The following is a 21,775-nucleotide window of genomic DNA, read 5'->3' as shown; positions in this document are numbered from 1 at the left end:
TTCCGGCTGCGTACGGTCCGCAAGCACTCACGATACGTGCCCGAGGCAACCCGCAAAGAGGGGATTGCCACATCTCACTCCCCAAACCGGGGGCGGCTCATGCCCGGGACCGGCTCAGGACTTGGGCTCGAAGGAGCGCGTCAGCGTCCGCCAGGTCTCCCTGCGCTCCTCGTCACCCCACGCGGCGGCCTTCGCCGTGTACATCAGCGCGTACCCGAGCCGGTCGTCGACGACGAACCCCCGGTCGACGGTCCGCCACTTCGTCCCGCCCTCCACATAGGTGAACTCCCAGTCGGCCGCCTTCCACCCCCGGTAGCCCACCTCCTCGATGCGGATCTTCTTGTACTGCGAACGCACCATGTAGCGTTCCTGGTTCTTCCAGTCCGCCACCGGGTCGTCCTTCGGCGTGGACGTCCAGGCGACCAGCAGCTTCTGCCCGTCAGGCCCCGTGAAGCGGTCTCCCGCCGACCCCGTCGACTGGAACTTCCACCCCTCGGGCAGCCCGATCGAGTACCCCTGGCCGCCCTTGTACGTGTCGTCCGCCGAGCCGCCGCCGTCCCCGGCCGCGTCGTCCGACCCACCGTGCCCGGATCCCGCGTCGCTCTCCGCCGAACCGGCTCCCGCCGCCGCTCCCGCCGATTCGGTGGCGGAACCGTCCGTACGGGTGCCGTCCTTCTCGTCCCCCTTGGTCTCGGCACTGGAGGACGCCCCGGCCGTCACACCGGCGCCGCCCTTCGCGGCCTTGCCGCCTTCGTCGTCTCCGCCGAGCGCGATGCCGATCACCAGCCCGAGGACGGCGAGCACCACGATCACCGCGATGGCGACCAGCGTCCGCCGCGGCACCACATCGGTGAGCGACGCCCTGGGCGCGGGCCGGGCCGGCAGATCCGGCGGCGTCATCACCGGCCACCCCGAACTCGCGCCCCCGGCCGCCGGCTTCGTCTTCTGCGAACCCTCCTGCGCCCCGGCCTCGTCCCCGGAGCCCGACGCCTCGTCGGACTGCGCAGCCGCGCCCGTGGACGCGGTGCGCGCCGGGGACGATGCGGCACCGGCCCCCGCACCCGACGTGCCCGCTCCCGCCTCCGCCGCCGCTCCCGCACCCTCGGCGGACCCGGCGGACCCGCCCGAGCCGGAGGTCGCGGTGGCACCGCCCGAGCCGGAAGTCGCGGTAGTTCCACCCGACTTGGCGCCGGCCGCCGCCCCGGCACCGGCGGTCCCCGCGGCCACGGCAGCCGCCTTGCGCACGGAACGCAGCGCGCCCCGCAGCCGCTCCCCGGCCTCCTCGCCCCGCTTGCCACCGGACCGGGCCCGCTCACCGGGCTGCTCCGGCAGCGGAACGACCTTCGTCGCGTCCGCCGGCTCCTGCTCGGCCTCCTCGGGCTCGGGCGCGTGGATGACCGCGTTCAGCATTGCCCGCGCACCGGCGTCATCGAGCCGCTGGTCGGGGTCCTTGTTGAGCAGCCCGTGGATGACGTCCCTGAGCGGTCCCGCGTTCTTCGGTTCCTCGAGCGGCTCGGTCATCACCGCCGTGAGCGTGGCGATCGCGGACCCCTTGTCGTACGGCGGCGATCCCTCCACCGCCGCGTACAGCAGCCCGCCGAGCGACCACAGGTCGGCCGCCGGACCCGGCTTGTGTCCGCGGGCCCGCTCCGGGGAGATGTAGGAGGGCGCGCCGACGAGCATTCCGGTCGAGGTGATGGACGGGTCGCCCTCGACCTGGGCGATGCCGAAGTCGGTGAGCACGACCCGGCCGTCCTCGGCGATGAGCACGTTCGACGGTTTCACGTCACGGTGCAGGATGCCCTGCCGGTGAGCGGACCGCAGCACGTCGAGCACGGCGAGCCCGACCTCCGCGGCACGCCTGGGCTCGAGCAGGCCGTCCTCCCGGATGACCTCGGCGAGCGACTTGCCCTCGACGAGCTCCATCACGATCCAGGGCCGGTCGTCCTCCTGGACCACGTCGAAGACGGTCACGGCGCTGTTGTTGCGGATCCGGGCGATCGCCTTGGCCTCACGCAGCGTTCGCGTGATGAGCCGCCGTTTCTCGTCCTCGTCGATGTTCGCCGGGAACCGGAGTTCCTTGACGGCGACCGTCCGCCCCAGGGTCTCGTCCTCGGCTCGCCACACCGTCCCCATGCCGCCGCGGCCGAGCACTTCTCCCAGCCGGTACCGCCCGGCGAGGAGACGTGCGCTCTCGTCCTGACGGGATGTCCCCGCCCGCTCCGCCTCCGACATGCGTCCCCTCATGCAACCCGCCCTGACAGAGCCTTCATTGTCTCTCACCCGGCAAGTGGCCGACGCCCAGGGTGCCTCAGGCGCCGGCGCGGCCCGCACGCACCGGGAACCCGGGTGATGGGCGCGTTTTCCCGCCCTGCATGATGGGCCTCCGACAAGGGAGGAACCGGGATGCCGCCGCTTCGGACACTACTGGCCGTCCCTGTGTCCCTGGCTCTGCTCGCACTCACCCCGACGGCCTCCTCGGCCCCTTCGGCCTCCCCCACGGACGCGCTCCTGCCCCTGCTGGTCACACGAGGCGGGGCACCGGGAGCGGCCCTGCTGGCCCGGGAGGAGACCGGCTCGCGCTATGCCCACGCCGGCCGGGGCATGGCACGCGCCGACCACTTCCGCGCCGGCAGCATCACGAAGACGTTCATCGCGACGGTGGTGCTGCAACTGGCCGAAGAGCAGCGCCTGTCGCTGTCGGACACCGTGGAGGATCATCTGCCGGGGCTGGTGAGGGGAGCGGGGAACGACGGCCGCGCGCTGACCCTGCGTTCCCTGCTCGCGCACACCAGCGGCCTGCACGACTTCACCGCCCGGACCCACGGCACCGTCGCCGTGACGCCTCTTCAGGCCCTGCGCATCGCACTCACCCACCCTCCGGCCGACCGAGGCCGCTTCTCCTACTCGAACACCAACTACGTCCTGCTCGGCCTGGTCGTCGAACAGGTCACCGGCCGCTCCTACGCCGCCGAGGCCGAGCAGCGCATCATCGCTCCGCTCCGACTGACGGGCACCTCCTTCCCCGGCTCCGAGACCTCCCTGCCCTCACCGCACGGCCGCGCCTACACCACCGACGGCGAAGACGTCACCGAACTCGATCCGCGGGTGGCCGGCGCCGCGGGCGAGCTGGTGACCACGCTCGCCGATCTGGACCGCTTCTACGCGGGACTGCTCGGCGGTGAGCTGCTGCACCCGCGCATGCTGCGCGAGATGCTCGACACCCGTACCGCACACGGCTCGTACGGCCTGGGTCTGTATCCCGTGAGACTTCCGTGCGGCACCACCGTGTGGGGGCACAACGGGCACATCTCCGGCAGCTACGTGCGCACCGCAGCCACCGTCGACGGCCGGCGTGTCCTCACCTTCCGGGTGAACACGGACGCGATAGCCGATCCCGGTCTCGAACCCGCGGTGCTCGCGGCCGAGTTCTGCCCTCGCACCTCGTAGAACGGCCGGGTTCCGAACGAAGATCCCGGTTCGCGACACTCGTTCGAGTGAATGAGCGGGCGGGGTCGGGCGACGTCGTCGACATCAACGGCGCGGGTGCTCCGTCAGCGGGCCGCGGCCTTCCGTCAGCAGCAGCGGCGGCGTTCCGTCAACGGCGTCGGCGTCGCTTCGTCCACGGCGACGGATCACAGCGGCACGATGTCCGGCGCCCCCAGCCGTGCCGCGTCCGCCGTCAGGTCGTCCGGCTGGCGCTGGGACTCGCGCTCGGCCTCCACCCGCTTCTCGTAGTGCTGCACCTCGCGCTCGATCTGGTCCTTGTCCCAGCCCAGCACCGGCGCCATCAGTTCCGCGGCCTCCCGGGCGCTGCGCGTGCCCCGGTCGAATGTCTCGATCGAGATGCGGGTGCGCCGGGTCAGGGCGTCGTCCAGATGCCGCGCCCCTTCGTGGGAGGCGGCGTAGGTGATCTCGGCGCGCAGATAGTCGTCGGCCGCCTGCAGCGGCTCACCCAGGGAGGGGTCCGCCGCGATGAGGTCCAGGACCTCCTCGGCCATCGCCCCGTACCGGTTCAGCAGGTGCTCCACGCGCACCGGGTGCAGTCCGGTGCGGGCGGCGATCCGCGCACGCGCGTTCCACAGGGCCCGGTATCCCTCGGCCCCCACCAGCGGGGTGTCCTCGGTGACGCAGTCGGCGACGCGCACGTCGAGCCCGTGGACGGCCGCGTCCACCGCGTCCTTGGCCATGACGCGGTAGGTCGTGTACTTGCCGCCGGCGACCACGACGAGCCCGGGCACCGGATGCGCCACGGTGTGCTCGCGCGACAGCTTGCTGGTGGCGTCGGACTCGCCGGCGAGCAGTGGCCGCAGACCGGCGTAGACGCCCTCCACGTCGTCCCGTGTGAGCGGGACCGCGAGCACCGAGTTGACGTGTTCCAGCAGATAGTCGATGTCCGCGCTGGACGCGGCCGGGTGGGCCTTGTCGAGGTCCCAGTCGGTGTCCGTGGTCCCGACGATCCAGTGCCGGCCCCAGGGGATGACGAACAGCACGGACTTCTCGGTGCGCAGGATGAGGCCGGTCGTGGAGTGGATGCGGTCCTTGGGGACGACGAGGTGGATGCCCTTGGAGGCCCGGACGTGGAACTGGCCGCGCTCGCCGACCATCGCCTGGGTGTCGTCGGTCCACACACCCGTGGCGTTGACGACCTGCTTGGCGCGGACCTCGTACTCGCCGCCCCCTTCCACGTCCTGCACCCGGGCACCGACGACCCGCTCGCCCTCGCGCAGGAATCCGGTCACGCGCGCGCGGTTGGCGACGTTCGCACCGTATGCCGCGGCGGTGCGCACCAGGGTCGCCACGAAGCGGGCGTCGTCCATCTGTGCGTCGTAGTACTGCAAGGCTCCGACCAGCGCGTCCCTCTTCAAGCACGGGGCCACCCGCAGGGCGTGACGTCGGCTCAGGTGGCGGTGCAGGGGCAGGCCCCGGCCGTGTCCGCGGGCCATGGACATGGCGTCGTAGAGCGCGACGCCCGAACCGGCGTACAGCCGCTCCCAGCCCTTGTGCTGGAGCGGATAGAGGAACGGCACCGGCTTCACCAGATGCGGAGCGAGCCGCTCCAGCAGCAGGCCGCGTTCCTTCAGCGCCTCCCGCACGAGCCCGAAGTCCAGCATCTCCAGATAGCGCAGGCCGCCGTGTATCAGCTTGCTGGACCGGCTGGAGGTGCCCGAGGCCCAATCACGCGCCTCGACCAATCCCGTGGACAGACCGCGCGTCACGGCGTCGAGCGCGGTGCCCGCGCCGACGACGCCGCCGCCCACCACCAGCACGTCCAGCTCGCGCTCGGCCATGGCTGCGAGTGACTCGGCGCGCTGCGCCGGCCCCAGTGTCGCTGTCCTCACCGCTGCCTCCCGCTCATCGGTCGCGTCGGCCGCACCCGTCGGGCGAAGCCCGGTTCCCCTCCCTCATGCCCAAATTCTGACCGGCTTGCCCGACTTCAGCCACCACGCACCCCCCAGCCTGTGGACAACCGCGCGGAACGACTCACCAAAACTCGGCCGATCAATCCCGCAAATCGGTCATATTTACTCCTAGTCTGACATTGCGCTCGCTCGTTCTGTCCACAGGGCTTGCGCACCTGTCCCACTTCGGCTACTGGGAAGGACGGCCCACGCCATGCCCGCAGATCTCGCCGTCATCGGACTCGGCCCGTACGGCCTGCCCCTGGCCCAGGCCGCCGTCGCCTCCGGCATGCCGACCATCGGCTACCGGACCGGCCCCGAGGCAGGCTCCCTCAGCCCCGCCGAGGTGCGCCGCATGCTCGCGCAGGGATTCCGCGTCACCGCGAACCCGGCGGAGCTCGGGCGCGTGCGCACCGCGGTCATCTGCGCGCCGACCCCGCGCGCCGCGGACGGCGGACTGGATCTGGGGCAGGTGGAGACCGCCGCCCGCACCCTCGCCGCGCGGCTGCGCCCCCACACCACGGTGATCCTGGAGTCCCCCGTGCCGCCCGGCACGACGGAGGGGGTCCTCCGGCGCCTGCTCGAGTCGGAATCCGGTCTCCGCGCGGGACGCGATTTCCACCTCGCCTACTCCCCCAGCCGCGTCGACCCCGGCAACCGCGACTTCACCCCCGCCAACACGCCGAAGGTCATCGGCGGCCTCACACCCGCCTGCACCGAGTCGGCCGCGGCCTTCTACGGACGGCTCACCGACAAGGTGGTACGCGCGCGTGGACCCCGGGAAGCGGAGACCGTCCAGGTCCTGGAGACGAACTTCCGGCACGTGAACATCGCGCTCGTCAACGAGATGGCCGTCCTCTGCCACGAGATGGGCGTCGATCTGTGGGACGTCATCCGCTGTGCGGAGACGAAACCGTTCGGCTACCAGGCGTTCCGTCCCGGCCCCGGCGTCGGCGGCCATGCCGTCCCGCAGGACCTGACCGCCCACGCCGGGCGCACGCTGCGCATGGCGGAACTGGCCCAGGAGGTCAACAGCCGCATGCCACGCTACGTCGTGCAGCGAGCCGCCGCGCTCCTCAACGAGCACGGCAAGTCGGCACGGGGCGCACGCGTCCTGCTCCTCGGTGTCACGTACAAGCCGGACCTCGCCGACCAGCAGGGCAGTCCCGCCCAGGAGATCGCGGTCCGGCTGATGGAACTCGGTGCCTCCGTGAGCTACCACGACCCGCACGTCCCGTCCTGGAGCGTCCTCGACCGTCCCCTGCCCCGCGCCGACTCCCTCTACGAGGCCGCCGCCGAGGCCGACCTGACGATCCTGCTCCAGCAGCACCGCACCTACGACCTCCAGGGCCTGTCGGTGAAGGCGCAGCTCCTGCTCGACACGCGCGGGGCCACGCCCACAGGGGCGGCGTATCGGTTGTAGGAGAGCGCGCGGGGAGGTACGGGTGCGCCAGCACCCGGTGGGCGTGCGCGACGGCCCATGGCGCGCCCCCGGCTGCCATGAGCGCCCCGTCCCGTAACCGGGACACGCCGCCATCAGCGCCCTCACACTCCACCCGGGCACCCGCCCACCCGGACACGCCGCCACGAGCGCCCCCACCCGCCGCCCGGACACGCGAAAGGGCCGGTCACCCCGTCGGGTGACCGGCCCTTGATGTCTCGCGGGGACTATCGCCGATGCTGCGAGTCCGCCACCGTGACCTCGACGCGCTGGAACTCCTTCAGCTCGCTGTAGCCGGTCGTGGCCATCGCGCGGCGCAGAGCGCCGAAGAGGTTCATCGAACCGTCCGGGGTGTGGGACGGGCCCGTGAGGATCTCCTCCAGCGTGCCGACCGTGCCGAGGTCGACCTTCTTGCCGCGCGGAAGCTCCTCGTTGACGGCCTCCATGCCCCAGTGGTGCCCCTTGCCCGGACCGTCGGTCGCGCGGGCGAGCGGGGAGCCCATCATCACCGCGTCGGCACCGCAGGCGATCGCCTTGGGCAGGTCGCCGGACCAGCCCACGCCGCCGTCCGCGATCACATGCACGTACCGGCCGCCGGACTCGTCCATGTAGTCACGCCGGGCCGCGGCCACGTCGGCCACGGCGGTGGCCATCGGGACCTGGATGCCGAGCACGTTGCGCGTGGTGTGCGCGGCGCCGCCGCCGAAGCCGACGAGGACGCCGGCCGCGCCGGTGCGCATCAGGTGCAGGGCCGCGGTGTAGGTGGCGCAGCCGCCGACGATCACCGGCACGTCGAGCTCGTAGATGAACTGCTTCAGGTTCAGCGGCTCGTGCGAGCCGGAGACGTGCTCAGCCGAGACCGTCGTACCGCGGATGACGAAGATGTCCACGCCCGCGTCGACCACGGCCTTGGAGAACTGTGCGGTGCGCTGCGGGGAGAGCGCGGCGGCGGTGACCACGCCGGAGTCGCGCACCTCCTTGATGCGCTGCCCGATCAGCTCCTCCTTGATCGGCGCGGCGTAGATCTCCTGGAGGCGGCGGGTGGCCGCCTCCACGGGCAGCTCGGCGATCTCGTCGAGCAGCGGCTGCGGGTCCTCGTACCGCGTCCACAGGCCCTCGAGGTTCAGCACGCCGAGGCCGCCGAGCTCGCCGATGCGGATGGCGGTGGCCGGCGAGACGACCGAGTCCATGGGGGCGGCCAGGAAGGGCAGCTCGAAGCGGTAGGCGTCGATCTGCCAGGCGATCGAGACCTCCTTCGGGTCCCGCGTACGGCGGCTGGGGACGACGGCGATGTCGTCGAAGGCGTACGCCCGGCGGCCGCGCTTGCCGCGCCCGATCTCGATCTCAGTCACGTCTGTGGCCTTTCCCTGATGCGTTGCAGCGCCTTCCAGTATCCCCGACGGGTACGACAGGGGCGGCCCCGGTGCTCCGGGGCCGCCCCTGTCGTACGCCTCACGCGCGCGTGCGTGTCACTCGCTGCTCGTACGTGCGTGTCACTTGCTGCTGTAGTTCGGCGCCTCGACCGTCATCTGGATGTCGTGCGGGTGGCTCTCCTTCAGGCCCGCCGAGGTGATCCGCACGAAGCGGCCCTTGGACTCCATCTCCTCGATGGTGGCGGCGCCCACGTAGCCCATGGTCTGGCGGAGACCGCCGACGAGCTGGTGCAGCACGTTGGCCAGCGGGCCGCGGTAGGGCACCTGGCCCTCGACGCCCTCGGGCACGAGCTTGTCGTCGGAGGCGACCTCGGCCTGGAAGTAGCGGTCCTTGGAGTACGACCTGCCCTGGCCGCGCGACTGCATGGCGCCGAGCGAGCCCATGCCGCGGTACGACTTGAACTGCTTGCCGTTGATGAAGAGCAGCTCGCCGGGCGACTCCTCGCAGCCCGCGAGCAGGCTGCCCAGCATGACCGTGTCGGCACCGGCGGCGAGCGCCTTGCCGATGTCGCCGGAGTACTGCAGACCACCGTCGCCGATCAGCGGGATACCCGCCGGGCGGGCGGCGAGGGAGGCCTCGTAGATCGCGGTGACCTGCGGGACACCGATGCCGGCCACCACGCGCGTGGTGCAGATCGAGCCCGGGCCCACGCCCACCTTGATGCCGTCGACACCGGCGTCGATCAGCGCCTGCGCACCGTCGCGCGTGGCGACGTTGCCGCCGATCACGTCGACGGAAACGCTCGACTTGATCTTCGACATCCAGCTGAGGGCGTTGCTGTTGTGGCCGTGCGAGGTGTCGACCACCAGGAAGTCCACACCGGCCTCGGCGAGCGCCTGGGCGCGCTCCAGGGCCTCGGGGCTGGCACCCACGGCGGCGCCGACGAGCAGGCGGCCCTCGGCGTCCTTGGCGGCGTTCGGGTACTTCTCCGCCTTGACGAAGTCCTTGACCGTGATCAGGCCCTTGAGGACACCCTCGTCGTCGACCAGCGGCAGCTTCTCGATCTTGTGCCGGCGCAGGAGTTCCATGGCGTCCACACCGGAGATGCCGACCTTGCCGGTGACCAGCGGCATCGGGGTCATGACCTCGCGCACCTGGCGGCTGCGGTCGCTCTCGAAGGCCATGTCGCGGTTGGTCACAATGCCGAGCAGCTTGCCGGCCGGGTCGGTGACCGGGACACCGCTGATCCGGAACTTGGCGCACAGCGCGTCGGCCTCGGCGAGCGTGGCCTCCGGGTGCACGGTGATGGGGTCGGTGACCATGCCCGACTCGGACCGCTTCACGAGGTCGACCTGGTTGACCTGGTCCTCGACGGACAGGTTGCGGTGCAGGACACCGACGCCGCCCAGACGGGCCATCGCGATCGCCATGCGCGACTCGGTGACCTTGTCCATGGCGGCGGACAGGAGCGGGATGTTGACCCGGACATTGCGGGAGATGCGGGACGAGGTGTCGACCGCGTTGGGGAGCACCTCGGATGCGCCCGGCAGCAGCAGCACGTCGTCGTAGGTCAGCCCGAGTGTCGCGAATTTTCCGGGCACTCCGTCGACGTTTGCAGTCATGACACCTTCCCCAAATGGCCTTGATCGGTGCGGATGTCCATGCTAACGGGAAGCGTGGGTGTCTCATTCCACGGTTTCGCACGGCTCCGGGCTTCGTAGATTCGTACGGAAACGGTCGTGCGCCGGTTCATTCGCCGAACGCAGGGTGTCCAAGACGCGGTGAGGCAGCGGCGGTTACTGCTCCGCCAGGGCCCGCAGCCGGCTCAGCGCCCGGTGCTGCGCCACCCGGACGGCGCCGGGTGACATTCCCAACATCTGTCCAGTCTCCTCCGCCGTGAGGCCGACCGCGATGCGCAGCAGGAGCAGCTCGCGCTGGTTCTCGGGCAGGTTGGCGAGGAGTTTCTTGGCCCATTCGGCGTCGCTGCTCAGCAGGGCGCGCTCCTCAGGGCCGAGGGAGTCGTCGGGGCGCTCGGGCATCTCGTCGGACGGCACGGCCGTGGAGCCCGGGTGCCGCATCGCCGCGCGCTGCAGGTCGGCGACCTTGTGGGCGGCGATGGCGAAGACGAACGCCTCGAAGGGGCGCCCGGTGTCCCGGTAGCGGGGCAGAGCGAGCAGCACCGCCACGCAGACCTCCTGGGCGAGGTCCTCGACGAAGTGCCGGGCGTCACCGGGAAGCCGGGACAGCCGGGTGCGGCAGTAGCGCAGCGCCAGGGGGTGGACATGAGCGAGCAGATCGTGCGTGGCCTGCTCGTCCCCGTCGACGGCGCGGTGGACGAGCGCGCCGATCGCCCCTTGGGCAGTGCCCGCCTCGTCGTCGCGCATCGGTCCATGGTGCCCTGCGGACACGGGGTCCGCGGCACCGCGTCCCTTGTTGTGCACCGAAGCGTTATGAGCAGGTGCGCCGGAACTCATCCCCTGCGCCCTCCCCTTCCGCTCGACCGACTCGTCCCCGAGGAACTCCACACCTCAAGGATGCGGCATCCGCGGCGAAACGAGCAGCGGGCATCCGGCGACCACCGCCGAAGCCCTGGTGGGCGGGGCTTTCGGCGCCCTCCGCGCACAGCGCGCGGCCGGTCATCGGACCTGTCGTTCGGATGGATCGGGGTCCGCGGGTCCGGGTACGCGTCCGGCCGGGGCGCGGCCCTCGCTCGCACGGCACGTACGGCGAGACCTCGCGCTGCCGGGACGCCCACGACGGGATCACGCACGGCCGCGACCGGTACGGCGACACCGTGCCGGTCCGGGGCTCGCACGGCATCGCCTCCGGCCAGGGCTCGTACGACGAGACCGTGCACCGCATACGCGCGTGCCGCGAGAAACCGGGCGGCGAGACCACGTGCGGCCGGAAGCCGTCACCGAAGGCGCCGCCCGTCCTCGGCGGCGCCACGCACGCGTACCGCCCGGGCGGGGGCATCCACATGCCCCCGCTCGCCGGGAGCCGCCTCACGGGCAGCCGCTCCGCGGCACGCGCCGCGGCCGGTCCGATCCGAAGGACAGGCCCTAGCGCACGAGACCCCACCGGAATCCGAGCGCCACCGCGTGCGCCCGGTCCGACGCGCCGAGCTTCTTGAACAGCCGCCTGGCGTGCGTCTTGACGGTGTCCTCGGAGAGGAACAGCTCACGGCCGATCTCCGCGTTGGAGCGGCCGTGACTCATCCCTTCGAGCACCTGGATCTCACGCGCGGTGAGCGTCGGCGCGGCGCCCATCTCGGCGGAGCGCAGCCGACGCGGGGCGAGCCGCCAGGTCGGGTCGGCGAGAGCCTGTGTCACCGTGGCGCGCAGCTCCGCGCGGGAGGCGTCCTTGTGCAGATAGCCGCGGGCGCCGGCGGCCACCGCGAGGGCCACGCCGTCGAGGTCCTCGGCGACGGTCAGCATGATGATGCGGGCGCCGGGGTCAGCGGACAGCAGCCGCCGGACGGTCTCCACGCCGCCCAGACCGGGCATGCGTACGTCCATCAGAATCAGGTCCGAGCGGTCGGCGCCCCAGCGGCGGAGGACTTCCTCGCCGTTGGCAGCCGTCGTCACGCGCTCGACGCCGGGCACGGTCGCGACCGCGCGGCGGAGCGCCTCTCGGGCAAGCGGGGAGTCGTCGCAGACGAGGACGGAAGTCATGGCCGCCCTCCGCAGCTGATGCGCGTCACCTTGAGCCTCCAGGCTGGTACGAAATCGTCACCTGTGCGGTCGACCGTCTCGGACGCCTGCCCGAGCGCTTGTTCCTTCAACCGCCTCGCACTCTCAACGACGGTCACTCGAAAGAGTTACGGGGCCGTCTGCCATCTTCGGCACTCTACGTGAGGAGGCGGACACGGTGCAGATACGCGCGGCAGACCCTCAACCTTTCATCACAACCCATGCCCCATTCAGACCCTTTTCTTCCCGTTTGCCAGTGTCTGGAGCTAGATTCGCAATGAGTCATATTTTCATCTCCTTGGATCGTAGTTGTACGGTCGTGGACACCGGATCCGCCCAGAACGGCTACAAGGGGTCACGCAATGGCAGATTTCTCCCGCCTTCCCGGACCGAACGCGGACCTGTGGGACTGGCAGCTCCTGGCTGCGTGCCGCGGGGTGGACAGCTCGCTCTTCTTCCACCCGGAGGGCGAGCGTGGTGCGGCTCGAAGTGCTCGCGAGAACTCGGCCAAAGAGGTCTGCATGAGGTGCCCGGTACGCGCCGAGTGCGCCGCCCACGCACTGGCGGTGCGCGAGCCGTACGGCGTGTGGGGCGGCCTGACCGAGGACGAGCGCGAAGAGCTGATGGGCCGGGCGCGGAACCGGCTGGTGTCGGCATCGGCGTCGACAGCCGGCGAGCACGCGGCTTCGAACACCTGAAGGAACGTTTCTGCACATCGGGCACGCACGCGTGCCCTTGTTTTTTCGCCGGAGGTGGTCACAAGGGGCTGGGACGGGAGGTGATCGTGGGAGGTCACCCGCCCCACGCCGCGACACGGCACCCGTTCCACGCCGCGACACGGCCGCCGGTGCCGGACCCCGCTACCGGGTGGCCGCCCGCGCCAGTTGGTCCAGCGTCGCCGTGACCGCCGGCACCTGGGCGAGGTCGGGGAGAGTCAGCGCGACGATCTCCCGCCGCACGGCGGGCTCCAGGGAGACGGTGCGCACCCCCCTGGGCCGCACGGACTCGATCGCGAGCTGCGGCAGTACGGCGACACCGAGGCCGGCGCCGACCAGGCCGGCCACCGCGGGATAGTCGTCGGTCGCGAAATCGATGCGTGGCGTGAAACCGGCCGACTCGCACACCTCGACCAACTGCCCCCGGCAGCGCGGACAGCCCGCGATCCAGGGCTCCTCGGCGAGCTCACCGATCGCGACCGACCGGGCGCGGGCCAGCGGGTGCCGTTCGGGCACGAGCCCGACGAGCCGGTCCGTGAGCAGCGGGCGCACCACCAGGTCGTCCCACTCCTCGGCGCCGGCCGCTCCCTCGTAACGGAAGGCGAGGGCCACGTCGCAGTCCCCCTCGCGCAGCATCTCCACGGAACGGGGCGGCTCGGCCTCCTCCAGGGACACGCGGGTGCCGGGGTGCGCGTCGCGCAGGGCCGCCAGGGCCGTCGGCACGAGCGTGGAACTGCCGCTCGGGAACGAGACCAGCCGGACCCGTCCCGCCCGCAGCCCGGCGATGGCGGCCACCTCCTCCTCGGCGGCGGTGAGTCCGGCGAGGATCCCGGCGGCGTGCCGCACCAGCGCCTCACCGGCCTGGGTCAGACGCATCTCGCGGCCGCTGCGGATGAGCAGAGGCGTGCCGACGGACCCTTCGAGCGCCTTCATCTGCTGGCTGACGGCGGGCTGGGTGCAGCCCAGTTCGCGGGCCGCGGCGGAGAAGGAGCCGGTGGCGGCCACAGCACGCAGCACACGGAGATGACGGGCTTCGATCACCCCTCAAGGATAAGGGGTCCTTTGATGCGACGCCGAATAATGCGTCGACGCTTTGACCGCCGTCGCTTACCGTGCGGCCCATGAAGCTTCTCTCTGTGAACCTCGGGCGCCCGAAGGCCGTGCCGTACACCGACCAGCCGGAGGGCCTGACCGGAATCGACAAGCGGCCCGTGGAGGGGCCGGTGCGGGTGGCGGCGCCGGGAGCGAAGGGGGCGGGCGCCGGCGGGCTGGCCGGTGACGCGGTGTGCGACACGCGGCATCACGGAGGCGACGAGCAGGCCGTCTACGCCGTGGCCCGCGAGGACCTGGACGTGTGGGAGCGCGAGCTGGGCCGCCCGCTGGCGAACGGCGCGTTCGGCGAGAACCTCACCACGGAGGGGATCGACGTGTCCGGCGCCCGGATCGGTGAACGCTGGGGTATCGGCCCCGAGGTCGTACTGGAGATCACCAGCGGCCGCATCCCCTGCCTGACCTTCCAGGGCCACATCGGAGAGAAGGGCTGGGTGAAGCGCTTCACGCAGCGGGGAGCGCCGGGCGCGTACCTGAGGGTGATCCGGCCCGGTGAGATACGGGCGGGTGACGAGGTGCGGGTCCTGCACCGGCCCGATCACGAGGTGACGGTCGCCCTGCAGTTCCGGGCCATGACGACGGAGCGCACGCTGCTGCCTCGCCTGCTGGCGGCGGGCGAGGCACTGCACCCGGAGTCGCTGGCCGCGGCACGGACATGGATGGAGAAGTACGGGGAGGCGAAGCAGAACTGACCAATCGTCCGTTCTGAGTCCGAGTCGAGCCTCGGGGAGGGACATCGCGGCCCTCGGCCAAGTGCCGCACGGCTCCTAGGGGGAAACCCCCGGCGTCCCGCGGGGGTTGGCTCAGGGGCGGGTCGGGGCAGTTCCCCGATGACCGGCGGGTCATGATCCACGAGGCTCGAAGCATGACTCGCCACACGTCGCACCACGCGGCACCGGACGGGGGAGATCCGCCCGGTGTACCGCGCCGCGCCTTCCGCTGGAAGCGCCTTGTCATCGTGCTGGGCTCACTGGTGACCACGGTGGCCGTGGCCGTGGGCGCCCTGTTCGCCTGGCTGTGGACCGACGCGAAGGTGAACACGGCAGGCAAGGCGCCGTTCGACAACGCCCTGGCGATACCGCCCCTGGCCGAGTCGGCCGTCGAGAAGGACGGCACCCGGGTCTTCGACCTGCGGATGCAGGCGGGTGAGACGGAGTTCCGGGACGGGGTGAAGACGCCGACCTGGGGCTTCAACGGCTCCTATCTCGGCCCGACGCTGCGCGCGAAACGCGGCGAGAAGGTACGGGTGCGGGTCGACAACGGTCTGGACGAGGCGTCCTCGGTCCACTGGCACGGCATGCATCTGCCGGCACGCATGGACGGCGGCCCGCACCAGATGATCGACCCGGGAGCCACATGGAGTCCGCGGTGGACGGTGGACCAGCCGGCGGCGACGCTCTGGTACCACCCGCATCCGCACGGCAGGACCGAGGACCACGTCCGGCGCGGGCTGGCGGGTCTGTTCCTCCTCGACGACGACAAGTCGGCGCGCCTGCCGCTGCCGAAGCGGTACGGCGTCGACGATCTGCCGGTCGTCGTGCAGGACGTCCGCTTCGACGGCCCGCGGCTGGCGGGCGACCGCGGGCTGATGCAGAACGTGGGTTTCCTCGGCGACGAGACCATGGTCAACGGCACCCTGCGCCCTTACCGGCAGATCCACGACGAGCTGATACGGCTGCGGCTGCTCAACGCGTCCACCGCCCGCACCTACGCCTTCGGGTTCCCCGACGACCGCGGCTTCTCCCTGATAGCCACGGACGGCGGCCTGCTGGAGCGGCCCGCCGTCATGGAGCGGATACAGCTGTCGCCGGGTGAACGCGCCGAGATCGTCGTGCGCATGGAACCGGGTGAGCGGGTGATGCTCCGCAGCTTCCCGCAGGAGAACTACGGGGGCGCGTGGCAGCGGCGGTTCGGCGGGGGCGACGACACCTTCGACGTACTGGAGTTGCGGGCGGCCGAGCGGCTGCGGTCGTCCCCGGAGGTCCCCGCCGCGCTGGTTGCCTCGCAGCTGCCCGACGGTGAACAGGCCGTGCGCGGGAGGCACTTCGATCTGAAGCTGTCCGGGATCAACGGCCGGGAGATGGACATGGGGCGCGTCGACGAGACCGTCACCCGCGGGGCCACGGAGGTGTGGACGATACGCAACTCGAACGGCATGCCGCACAACTTCCATGTGCACGATGTGCAGTTCCGCGTGATGGAGGTGAACGGGAAGGCTCCGCCGCCGGCTCTGCGCGGGCCGAAGGACACGGTGTTCGTCCCGCACGGCACCACGATGAAGCTGGCGCTTCGTTTCACCGGCCCGGCCGACCCGGACACGCCGTACATGTATCACTGCCATCTGCTGTACCACGAAGACGAGGGAATGATGGGCCAGTTCGTGGTGGTCGAGAAGGGCCGGTCGGCCGGCGGTCCGCCGGATCACGCGGGGCACGGGGGCCGGCAGGAGCACGGAGAGGAGGCGGACTGAGCCGGGCGGGCTCCGGTGCACCCCGGCACAGGCGGCGGCGTGAGCGGACCACTCCGCTCCGGGGACCTACTCTTGCGCCATGACAACGGCTCTGATTACGGGATCGACGGCGGGGATCGGTGCCGCGTTCGCGCGGCGGCTGGCGGCCGACGGACATGACCTGGTGCTGGTGGCCCGCGACACGGTCCGGCTGCGGGAGCAGGCGACCGAGCTGCACGACCGGCACGGGATCGAGGCGGAGGTGCTGACCGCCGACCTCGCGGAGGACACCGGCATCGAGGCGGTGGCCGACCGGCTCCGCGACCGGAAGAATCCTGTCGACCTGCTGATCAACAACGCCGGTTTCGGGAACAAGGGACGCTATCTGGACGTGCCCATGGCCGACGAGCTGAGAATGCTCAAGGTGCACTGCGAGGCGGTGCTGCGGCTGACCTCGGCAGCGGCGGAGGCGATGCGGGAGCGCGGTCGCGGGGGTGTCGTGAACGTGGCCTCGGTGGCGGCGTTCGTACCCCGCGGGACGTACGGGGCGTCCAAGGCGTGGGTCGTGCAGTTCACCCAGGGGGCGGCGAAGGACCTGGCGGACAGCGGAGTACGGCTGATGGCGCTGTGCCCGGGGTTCGTGCGCACCGAGTTCCACGACCGGGCCGGGATGGGCACGGACAACATCCCGAAGTGGATGTGGCTGGACGCGGACAAGGTGGCGACGGCGGCCCTGGCCGATCTGGCCCGCGGCAAGACGGTGTCTATCCCTGACCCGCGCTACAAGACGCTCATGGGAGCGGCGAAGCTGGTGCCGCGGGGCATGCTGGGCGGCATCTCCTCACGGACCGGCCGCAAGTACGGGCCGCAGTAGCGGACCGGTGCCCGTCCCCGTCCCGCTCCGCCTCGGCGAGCTGTGGGGTCGGCGACCCGGTGGGAGGATGGGTGCTGACAGTATCCGGACCCAGGGGGGCCGGAGGTTGGCGGCATGACCTTCGTACAGCTCATCGACTGCAGGACGAGTCGGTTCGAGGAGATGGACCGGCTCCTGGACAAGTGGGTCGAGCAGACCAAGGGGAAACGGACGGCGACGCACGCGGTGGTCGGCAGGGACCACTCGGACGCGGCGCACGTCGTCGAGATCGTGGAGTTTCCGTCGTACGAGGAGGCGATGCGCAATTCGGGGCTGCCGGAGACGGATCTGATCTTCCGGGAGATGGTGGAGCTCTGTGAGGAGACGCCGACGTTCACGGACCTGGACGTGGTGCGGGACGCTCAGTTGAACGCGGACTCCGCGCGGCGGTTCTTCGAGGTGCTGGCCGGCAAGGGCGATCTGTCGCCGATGGCGGGCCTGGTCGCGGAGCACTACCACGATCATGATCCCGCCAACGAGCAGGATCTCATCGGCCTGGACCACTTCCGGCGCGAGATGGACGTGTGGCGCAGCGGCTTCGACTTCACCCTCCGGATCGAGGACCAGATCGCTCAGGGTGACCGGGTGTGCACACGGTGGTCCTGGGAGGCGACGCACAAGGGCGAGTTCCTGGGCATCCCGGCCACCGGCAGGAAGGTCTCCATGACCGGCACGACCATCTTCCGTTTCGACGGCAACGGCAGGATCGCCGAGGGCTGGTGGCAGTACGACCGCCTGGGCCTGATGGCACAACTGGGGGCCCTGGAGCCGACGGAGATGTGATCCCCGCCGGTACGGCGCGTCCGTTGTCAGAGGCGACGACCAGGATTCTGGGCCTGTCGTCAGGGGAGGCCCGGAACGCCGCGGCGTGGGTTTCCCCGCGTCCGCCGCCGTCTCCCTGAGGTGCCTGGTGCCCGCTGCCCCGAAACCGGCTGCCCCCGCTCCCCGTGAGCGCTGGTCCGATCCTCAGCAGTGGCGGGCGGGGGTGGCGGACGCCGGAACGGGACTGACTCCGCCCGAGGTGGGCCCGAACGCCGTACGTCCCGGGGGCCCGCCGGACCGGGCTCGGCGCGACCCCGTTCCTCGGCTCGGCTATTCGCCGCCTCCGCCTCCGCCCCCGTCACCACCACCGCCGTCGCCGCCGCCTCCCCCGCCGTCGCCACCGTCGCCGCCGTCGCGGCCCCAGCCGTCGCCGCCGCCGGGTTCGTTGTCGTGACGGTCCCTGCCGAGGTTGCTGAACCAGGGGTGGTCCCAGATGTCCTCTTCGGTGTCCCGGCGGGAGCTCACAGCGCGGAACCTGGCCCCGCCCGTGGTGTCGCCGAGGCCGAAGGACACCGCGACCGCGTGGGCCATGACGGCGTCGAGCGGGTCGGGGCTGTCGTGGTGCACGTCGGCGAGCGGGAGCAGCACGGTGCCGGGCGCGGGGGACGCGCCACGCGGTGGGCGGGTGAGGAGTGCGATCCGGGTGCCGTCGCGCAGCAGCGACGAGCTCACCGCGTTCTCCCGGCGCAGGGTCCACTGCCGGTCGGGCAGATGGATCTCGACCCTGCTCTTGGACTTGCGGAGCTTCCTGCGCAGTTCGAGCCGGGCGGTGACGTCACCGACGGTCAGGACCAGGCCGTGCGCCCGCTCGCCGGAGTCGGCGAGGTAGCCGTGCGGTGCCCTGAGCCGTACGGCGGGAGCGTGCGGGCCCCAGACGTCCACGCGTACCGAGCGCCGGTCCACGGCGACGGTCACGGGGCCGGCGGGCCCCGGCGCGTACCGTCGGGCGATCCACAGCGGTACGCCCTCGGCCCGCGCCCGCGCGGCGAGGGCGTACACCTGGTCCGGTCCGCCACACCTGCGCACCGCCAGTTCGCCCAGCGCGCGGGCGAATTCCGCGGCCTGACGTGTCTTCAGCGGGGTGGTGGTGCCGGTCGCACGGGTGACCGGCACGACTCCGCGGTCCTGCGGCAGGGACGACAGGGGGCGTTCGCTGCCACCGCCGCCGAGCCAGCTCCCCCGCAGAAAGGCCTCGGCCATGGCGCCGAGGTTCAGCTCGTCCAGCGGGGTGGTCCAGAGTCCTCTGCGGAGGCCGCCCTCGGTGAGTTCCACGGTTCGCGCCAGCGGGTTCCGGGACCGTTCCCCGTAGAGCACCTGGTTCATCCGGATCTTCCCCCTCCTGCTCCGACTGCTGCGTGGGAAGACCCCGTCGGCCGTGGCGCGGTTCCGCGAACGGGTACGGCGAAGGCCCGGCACCCCCGAGGGGTGCCGGGCCTTCTACGAGCGTGTCGCTCAGTGGGCGTGGCCGTGGCCGTGGCCCGCGGCGGCCGGCTCTTCCTCTTCCTTCTTCTCGACGACCAGGGTCTCGGTCGTGAGCAGCAGGGAGGCGATGGAGGCGGCGTTCTCCAGGGCGGAGCGGGTGACCTTGACCGGGTCGATGACGCCGGCCTTGATCAGGTCGCCGTACTCGCCGGTGGCGGCGTTGTAGCCGCTGCCCTTCTCGAGCTCGGCGACCTTGGAGACGATGACGTAGCCCTCGAGGCCGGCGTTCTCGGCGATCCAGCGCAGCGGCTCGACGGCGGCCTTGCGGACCACGGAGACACCGGTGGCCTCGTCGCCGGTCTTGTCGAGGTTGCCCTCGAGGACCTTGACGGCGTGGACCAGCGCGGAGCCACCACCGGAGACGATGCCCTCCTCGACCGCGGCGCGGGTCGCGGAGATGGCGTCCTCCAGACGGTGCTTGCGCTCCTTCAGCTCGACCTCGGTGGCGGCACCCACGCGGATGACGCACACGCCGCCGGCCAGCTTCGCGAGGCGCTCCTGGAGCTTCTCGCGGTCCCAGTCGGAGTCGGTGGTCTCGATCTCCGCCTTGATCTGGGCGACGCGACCCTCGACGTCCTCCTTCTTGCCCGCACCGTCGACGATCGTGGTGTCGTCCTTGGTGACGGTGACGCGGCGGGCGGAGCCGAGCACGTCCAGGCCGACCTGGTCGAGCTTGAGACCGACCTCCTCGGAGATGACCGTGGCGCCGGTGAGGACGGCCATGTCCTGCAGCATCGCCTTGCGGCGGTCACCGAAGCCGGGGGCCTTGACGGCGACGGCGTTGAAGGTGCCGCGGATCTTGTTGACCACCAGGGTCGACAGGGCCTCGCCCTCGACGTCCTCGGCGATGATCAGCAGCGGCTTGGAGGAGTTGGACTGGATGATCTTCTCCAGCAGCGGCAGCAGGTCCGCGATGGAGGAGATCTTGCCCTGGTTGATGAGGATGTACGGGTCCTCCAGGACGGCCTCCATGCGCTCCTGGTCCGTCACGAAGTACGGCGACAGGTAGCCCTTGTCGAAGGCCATGCCCTCGGTGAAGTCCAGCTCCAGACCGAAGGTGTTGGACTCCTCGACGGTGATGACACCGTCCTTGCCGACCTTGTCCATCGCCTCGGCGATGAGCTCGCCGACCTGCTGGTCCTGGGCGGACAGCGCGGCGACGGCGGCGATGTCGGACTTCTCGTCGATCGGGCGGGCCGAGGCGAGCAGGTCCTCGGAGACGGCCGCGACGGCGGCGTCGATGCCCTTCTTCAGGGCGGCCGGGGAGGCACCGGCGGCGACGTTCTTCAGACCCTCGCGGACCAGGGCCTGGGCCAGCACGGTGGCGGTGGTCGTACCGTCACCCGCGATGTCGTTGGTCTTGGTCGCCACCTCCTTCACCAGCTGCGCGCCGAGGTTCTCGTACGGGTCCTCGATCTCGACCTCGCGGGCGATCGTGACACCGTCGTTGGTGATGGTGGGGGCGCCGAACTTCTTGTCGATGACGACGTTGCGGCCCTTGGGGCCGATCGTCACCTTCACCGTGTCGGCAAGCTTGTTGACGCCGCGCTCGAGGGCGCGACGGGCGTCCTCGTCGAACTTCAGGATCTTCGCCATGGCAGCGGGAGCCCTCTCGGAATTCTGGGTGACATCACTGCGCCCCGGGCGCCCGGCTTCTTATGGGATGCGGGGGCCAGGGGCGCAGTTCGAGCAAAGATGCTTCGAGGTGGTACGAGGTGTCTTACTTCTCGACGATCGCGAGCACGTCGCGGGCCGAGAGGACGAGGTACTCCTCGTTGTTGTACTTCACCTCGGTGCCGCCGTACTTGCTGTAGAGAACGACGTCGCCGACCTTGACGTCGAGCTCGACGCGCTTGCCGTCCTCGATGCGGCCCGGGCCCACGGCCAGGACGACGCCCTCCTGGGGCTTCTCCTTGGCGGTGTCCGGAATGACCAGGCCCGAGGCCGTGGTCTGTTCGGCGTCCAGCGGCTGGACCACGATGCGGTCCTCGAGCGGCTTGATGGCAACCTTGGAGCTGGCGGTCGTCACGATCCGACCTCCCCCTTCGGAGATCTCACGGGGTTAACTGTCTGAGGTGGCGACCAGGTCGATCCGTCGTCGCGGGTGCCGGACCTGCCCGTCGCGTAGTTGGCACTCTCCAGTGGGGAGTGCCAGAGCCGAGACTATGACCGGGATTAGCACTCGGTCAAGCGGAGTGCCAAATGCCTGCGGCGCGTCGGCCATGGGTCGCTTGTCGGCGCCGGTGTGTGCAGCCCGCCGGGGTTGTGGTGAGCGTCCCTGGGGGCTGCGCCCCCAGACCCCGCTTCGGCCCTGGACGGGCCTCGTCCTCAAACGCCGGACGGGCTGGATTTCCTGGCCCGCCGCGAAAGCCGT

Annotated in this window: 17 protein-coding genes; 7 read left to right on the top strand and 10 right to left on the bottom strand. The window is 71.1% G+C overall.

The features are described 5' to 3' along the window. Positions 1-114: 114 nt before the first annotated feature. Positions 115-2,235: a serine/threonine-protein kinase gene (locus AB0412_RS22675; RefSeq protein WP_366404383.1), complete on the bottom strand. Its 2,121-nt coding sequence runs from the start codon at positions 2,233-2,235 to the stop codon at positions 115-117. A gap of 171 nt (positions 2,236-2,406) precedes the next feature. On the opposite strand from AB0412_RS22675, the gene AB0412_RS22670 reads away from it, so the two are divergent. Continuing rightward, on the top strand, positions 2,407-3,450 hold the full coding sequence (locus AB0412_RS22670; protein ID WP_366404361.1) for a serine hydrolase domain-containing protein: 1,044 nt from the start codon (positions 2,407-2,409) through the stop codon (positions 3,448-3,450). Between the two features lie 185 nt (positions 3,451-3,635). On the opposite strand, the gene AB0412_RS22665 is transcribed toward AB0412_RS22670, so the two are convergent. After that, the gene (locus AB0412_RS22665) at positions 3,636-5,342 is read right to left on the bottom strand and encodes a glycerol-3-phosphate dehydrogenase/oxidase (protein ID WP_366404360.1); all 1,707 of its coding nucleotides are present in this window, start codon (positions 5,340-5,342) and stop codon (positions 3,636-3,638) included. 274 nt (positions 5,343-5,616) lie between these two features. Here AB0412_RS22665 and AB0412_RS22660 point away from each other — a divergent pair, with 274 nt between their 5' ends. Next, positions 5,617-6,825, top strand: a complete 1,209-nt coding sequence (locus AB0412_RS22660; protein WP_366404359.1) for a nucleotide sugar dehydrogenase — start codon at positions 5,617-5,619, stop codon at positions 6,823-6,825. A 245-nt stretch (positions 6,826-7,070) separates the two neighbouring features. Here AB0412_RS22660 and AB0412_RS22655 read toward each other — a convergent pair whose 3' ends face one another. From AB0412_RS22655 to AB0412_RS22640, 4 genes are all read right to left on the bottom strand, one after another. Next, the gene (locus AB0412_RS22655) at positions 7,071-8,195 is read right to left on the bottom strand and encodes a GuaB3 family IMP dehydrogenase-related protein (RefSeq protein WP_366404358.1); all 1,125 of its coding nucleotides are present in this window, start codon (positions 8,193-8,195) and stop codon (positions 7,071-7,073) included. A 141-nt stretch (positions 8,196-8,336) separates the two neighbouring features. Further along, positions 8,337-9,839 carry an IMP dehydrogenase gene (gene guaB / locus AB0412_RS22650; RefSeq protein WP_366404357.1) on the bottom strand — a complete coding sequence of 501 codons (1,503 nt, stop codon included), beginning with the start codon at positions 9,837-9,839 and terminating at the stop codon, positions 8,337-8,339. A 174-nt stretch (positions 9,840-10,013) separates the two neighbouring features. Next, positions 10,014-10,601 (bottom strand): sigma-70 family RNA polymerase sigma factor, encoded by a 588-nt coding sequence (locus tag AB0412_RS22645; RefSeq protein ID WP_260825279.1) that lies wholly within the window; start codon positions 10,599-10,601, stop codon positions 10,014-10,016. A 678-nt stretch (positions 10,602-11,279) separates the two neighbouring features. Further along, complete coding sequence (locus AB0412_RS22640; protein WP_003948568.1) at positions 11,280-11,891, bottom strand: response regulator transcription factor; 612 nt, start codon at positions 11,889-11,891, stop codon at positions 11,280-11,282. A 380-nt stretch (positions 11,892-12,271) separates the two neighbouring features. Here AB0412_RS22640 and AB0412_RS22635 point away from each other — a divergent pair, with 380 nt between their 5' ends. Next, a complete protein-coding gene (locus tag AB0412_RS22635) occupies positions 12,272-12,607 on the top strand; it encodes a WhiB family transcriptional regulator (protein WP_260825280.1) in 336 nt (111 codons plus the stop codon). A gap of 162 nt (positions 12,608-12,769) precedes the next feature. Here the strand turns inward: AB0412_RS22635 and AB0412_RS22630 are convergent, their stop codons facing one another. Further along, positions 12,770-13,666 carry a LysR family transcriptional regulator gene (locus AB0412_RS22630; RefSeq protein WP_366404356.1) on the bottom strand — a complete coding sequence of 299 codons (897 nt, stop codon included), beginning with the start codon at positions 13,664-13,666 and terminating at the stop codon, positions 12,770-12,772. A gap of 80 nt (positions 13,667-13,746) precedes the next feature. Here AB0412_RS22630 and AB0412_RS22625 point away from each other — a divergent pair, with 80 nt between their 5' ends. The 4 genes from AB0412_RS22625 (at position 13,747) to AB0412_RS22610 (ending at position 17,880) form a co-directional block, all read left to right on the top strand. Further along, positions 13,747-14,427 (top strand): MOSC domain-containing protein, encoded by a 681-nt coding sequence (locus AB0412_RS22625; RefSeq protein WP_366404355.1) that lies wholly within the window; start codon positions 13,747-13,749, stop codon positions 14,425-14,427. A 173-nt stretch (positions 14,428-14,600) separates the two neighbouring features. Continuing rightward, positions 14,601-16,205 (top strand): multicopper oxidase domain-containing protein, encoded by a 1,605-nt coding sequence (locus AB0412_RS22620; RefSeq protein ID WP_366404354.1) that lies wholly within the window; start codon positions 14,601-14,603, stop codon positions 16,203-16,205. Between the two features lie 79 nt (positions 16,206-16,284). Continuing rightward, on the top strand, positions 16,285-17,058 hold the full coding sequence (locus AB0412_RS22615) for an SDR family oxidoreductase (protein WP_366404353.1): 774 nt from the start codon (positions 16,285-16,287) through the stop codon (positions 17,056-17,058). 114 nt (positions 17,059-17,172) lie between these two features. Then, positions 17,173-17,880, top strand: coding sequence for an ester cyclase (locus AB0412_RS22610; RefSeq protein WP_366404352.1), 708 nt, complete (start codon positions 17,173-17,175; stop codon positions 17,878-17,880). Between the two features lie 309 nt (positions 17,881-18,189). Here the strand turns inward: AB0412_RS22610 and AB0412_RS22605 are convergent, their stop codons facing one another. From AB0412_RS22605 to groES, 3 genes are all read right to left on the bottom strand, one after another. After that, positions 18,190-19,242: a hypothetical protein gene (locus AB0412_RS22605; RefSeq protein ID WP_366404351.1), complete on the bottom strand. Its 1,053-nt coding sequence runs from the start codon at positions 19,240-19,242 to the stop codon at positions 18,190-18,192. A gap of 129 nt (positions 19,243-19,371) precedes the next feature. Further along, the gene (gene groL, locus AB0412_RS22600; protein ID WP_260825288.1) at positions 19,372-20,997 is read right to left on the bottom strand and encodes a chaperonin GroEL; all 1,626 of its coding nucleotides are present in this window, start codon (positions 20,995-20,997) and stop codon (positions 19,372-19,374) included. Positions 20,998-21,121: 124 nt separating this feature from the next. After that, positions 21,122-21,430 carry a co-chaperone GroES gene (gene groES / locus AB0412_RS22595; protein ID WP_029382138.1) on the bottom strand — a complete coding sequence of 103 codons (309 nt, stop codon included), beginning with the start codon at positions 21,428-21,430 and terminating at the stop codon, positions 21,122-21,124. Positions 21,431-21,775 lie beyond the last annotated feature (345 nt).

The organism is Streptomyces sp. NPDC052012 (genome assembly GCF_040689265.1).
GTDB lineage: Bacteria > Actinomycetota > Actinomycetes > Streptomycetales > Streptomycetaceae > Streptomyces.
The sequence above is the reverse complement of the archived record's forward strand: the minus strand, read 5'-3'. Positions and strand labels throughout refer to the sequence as shown.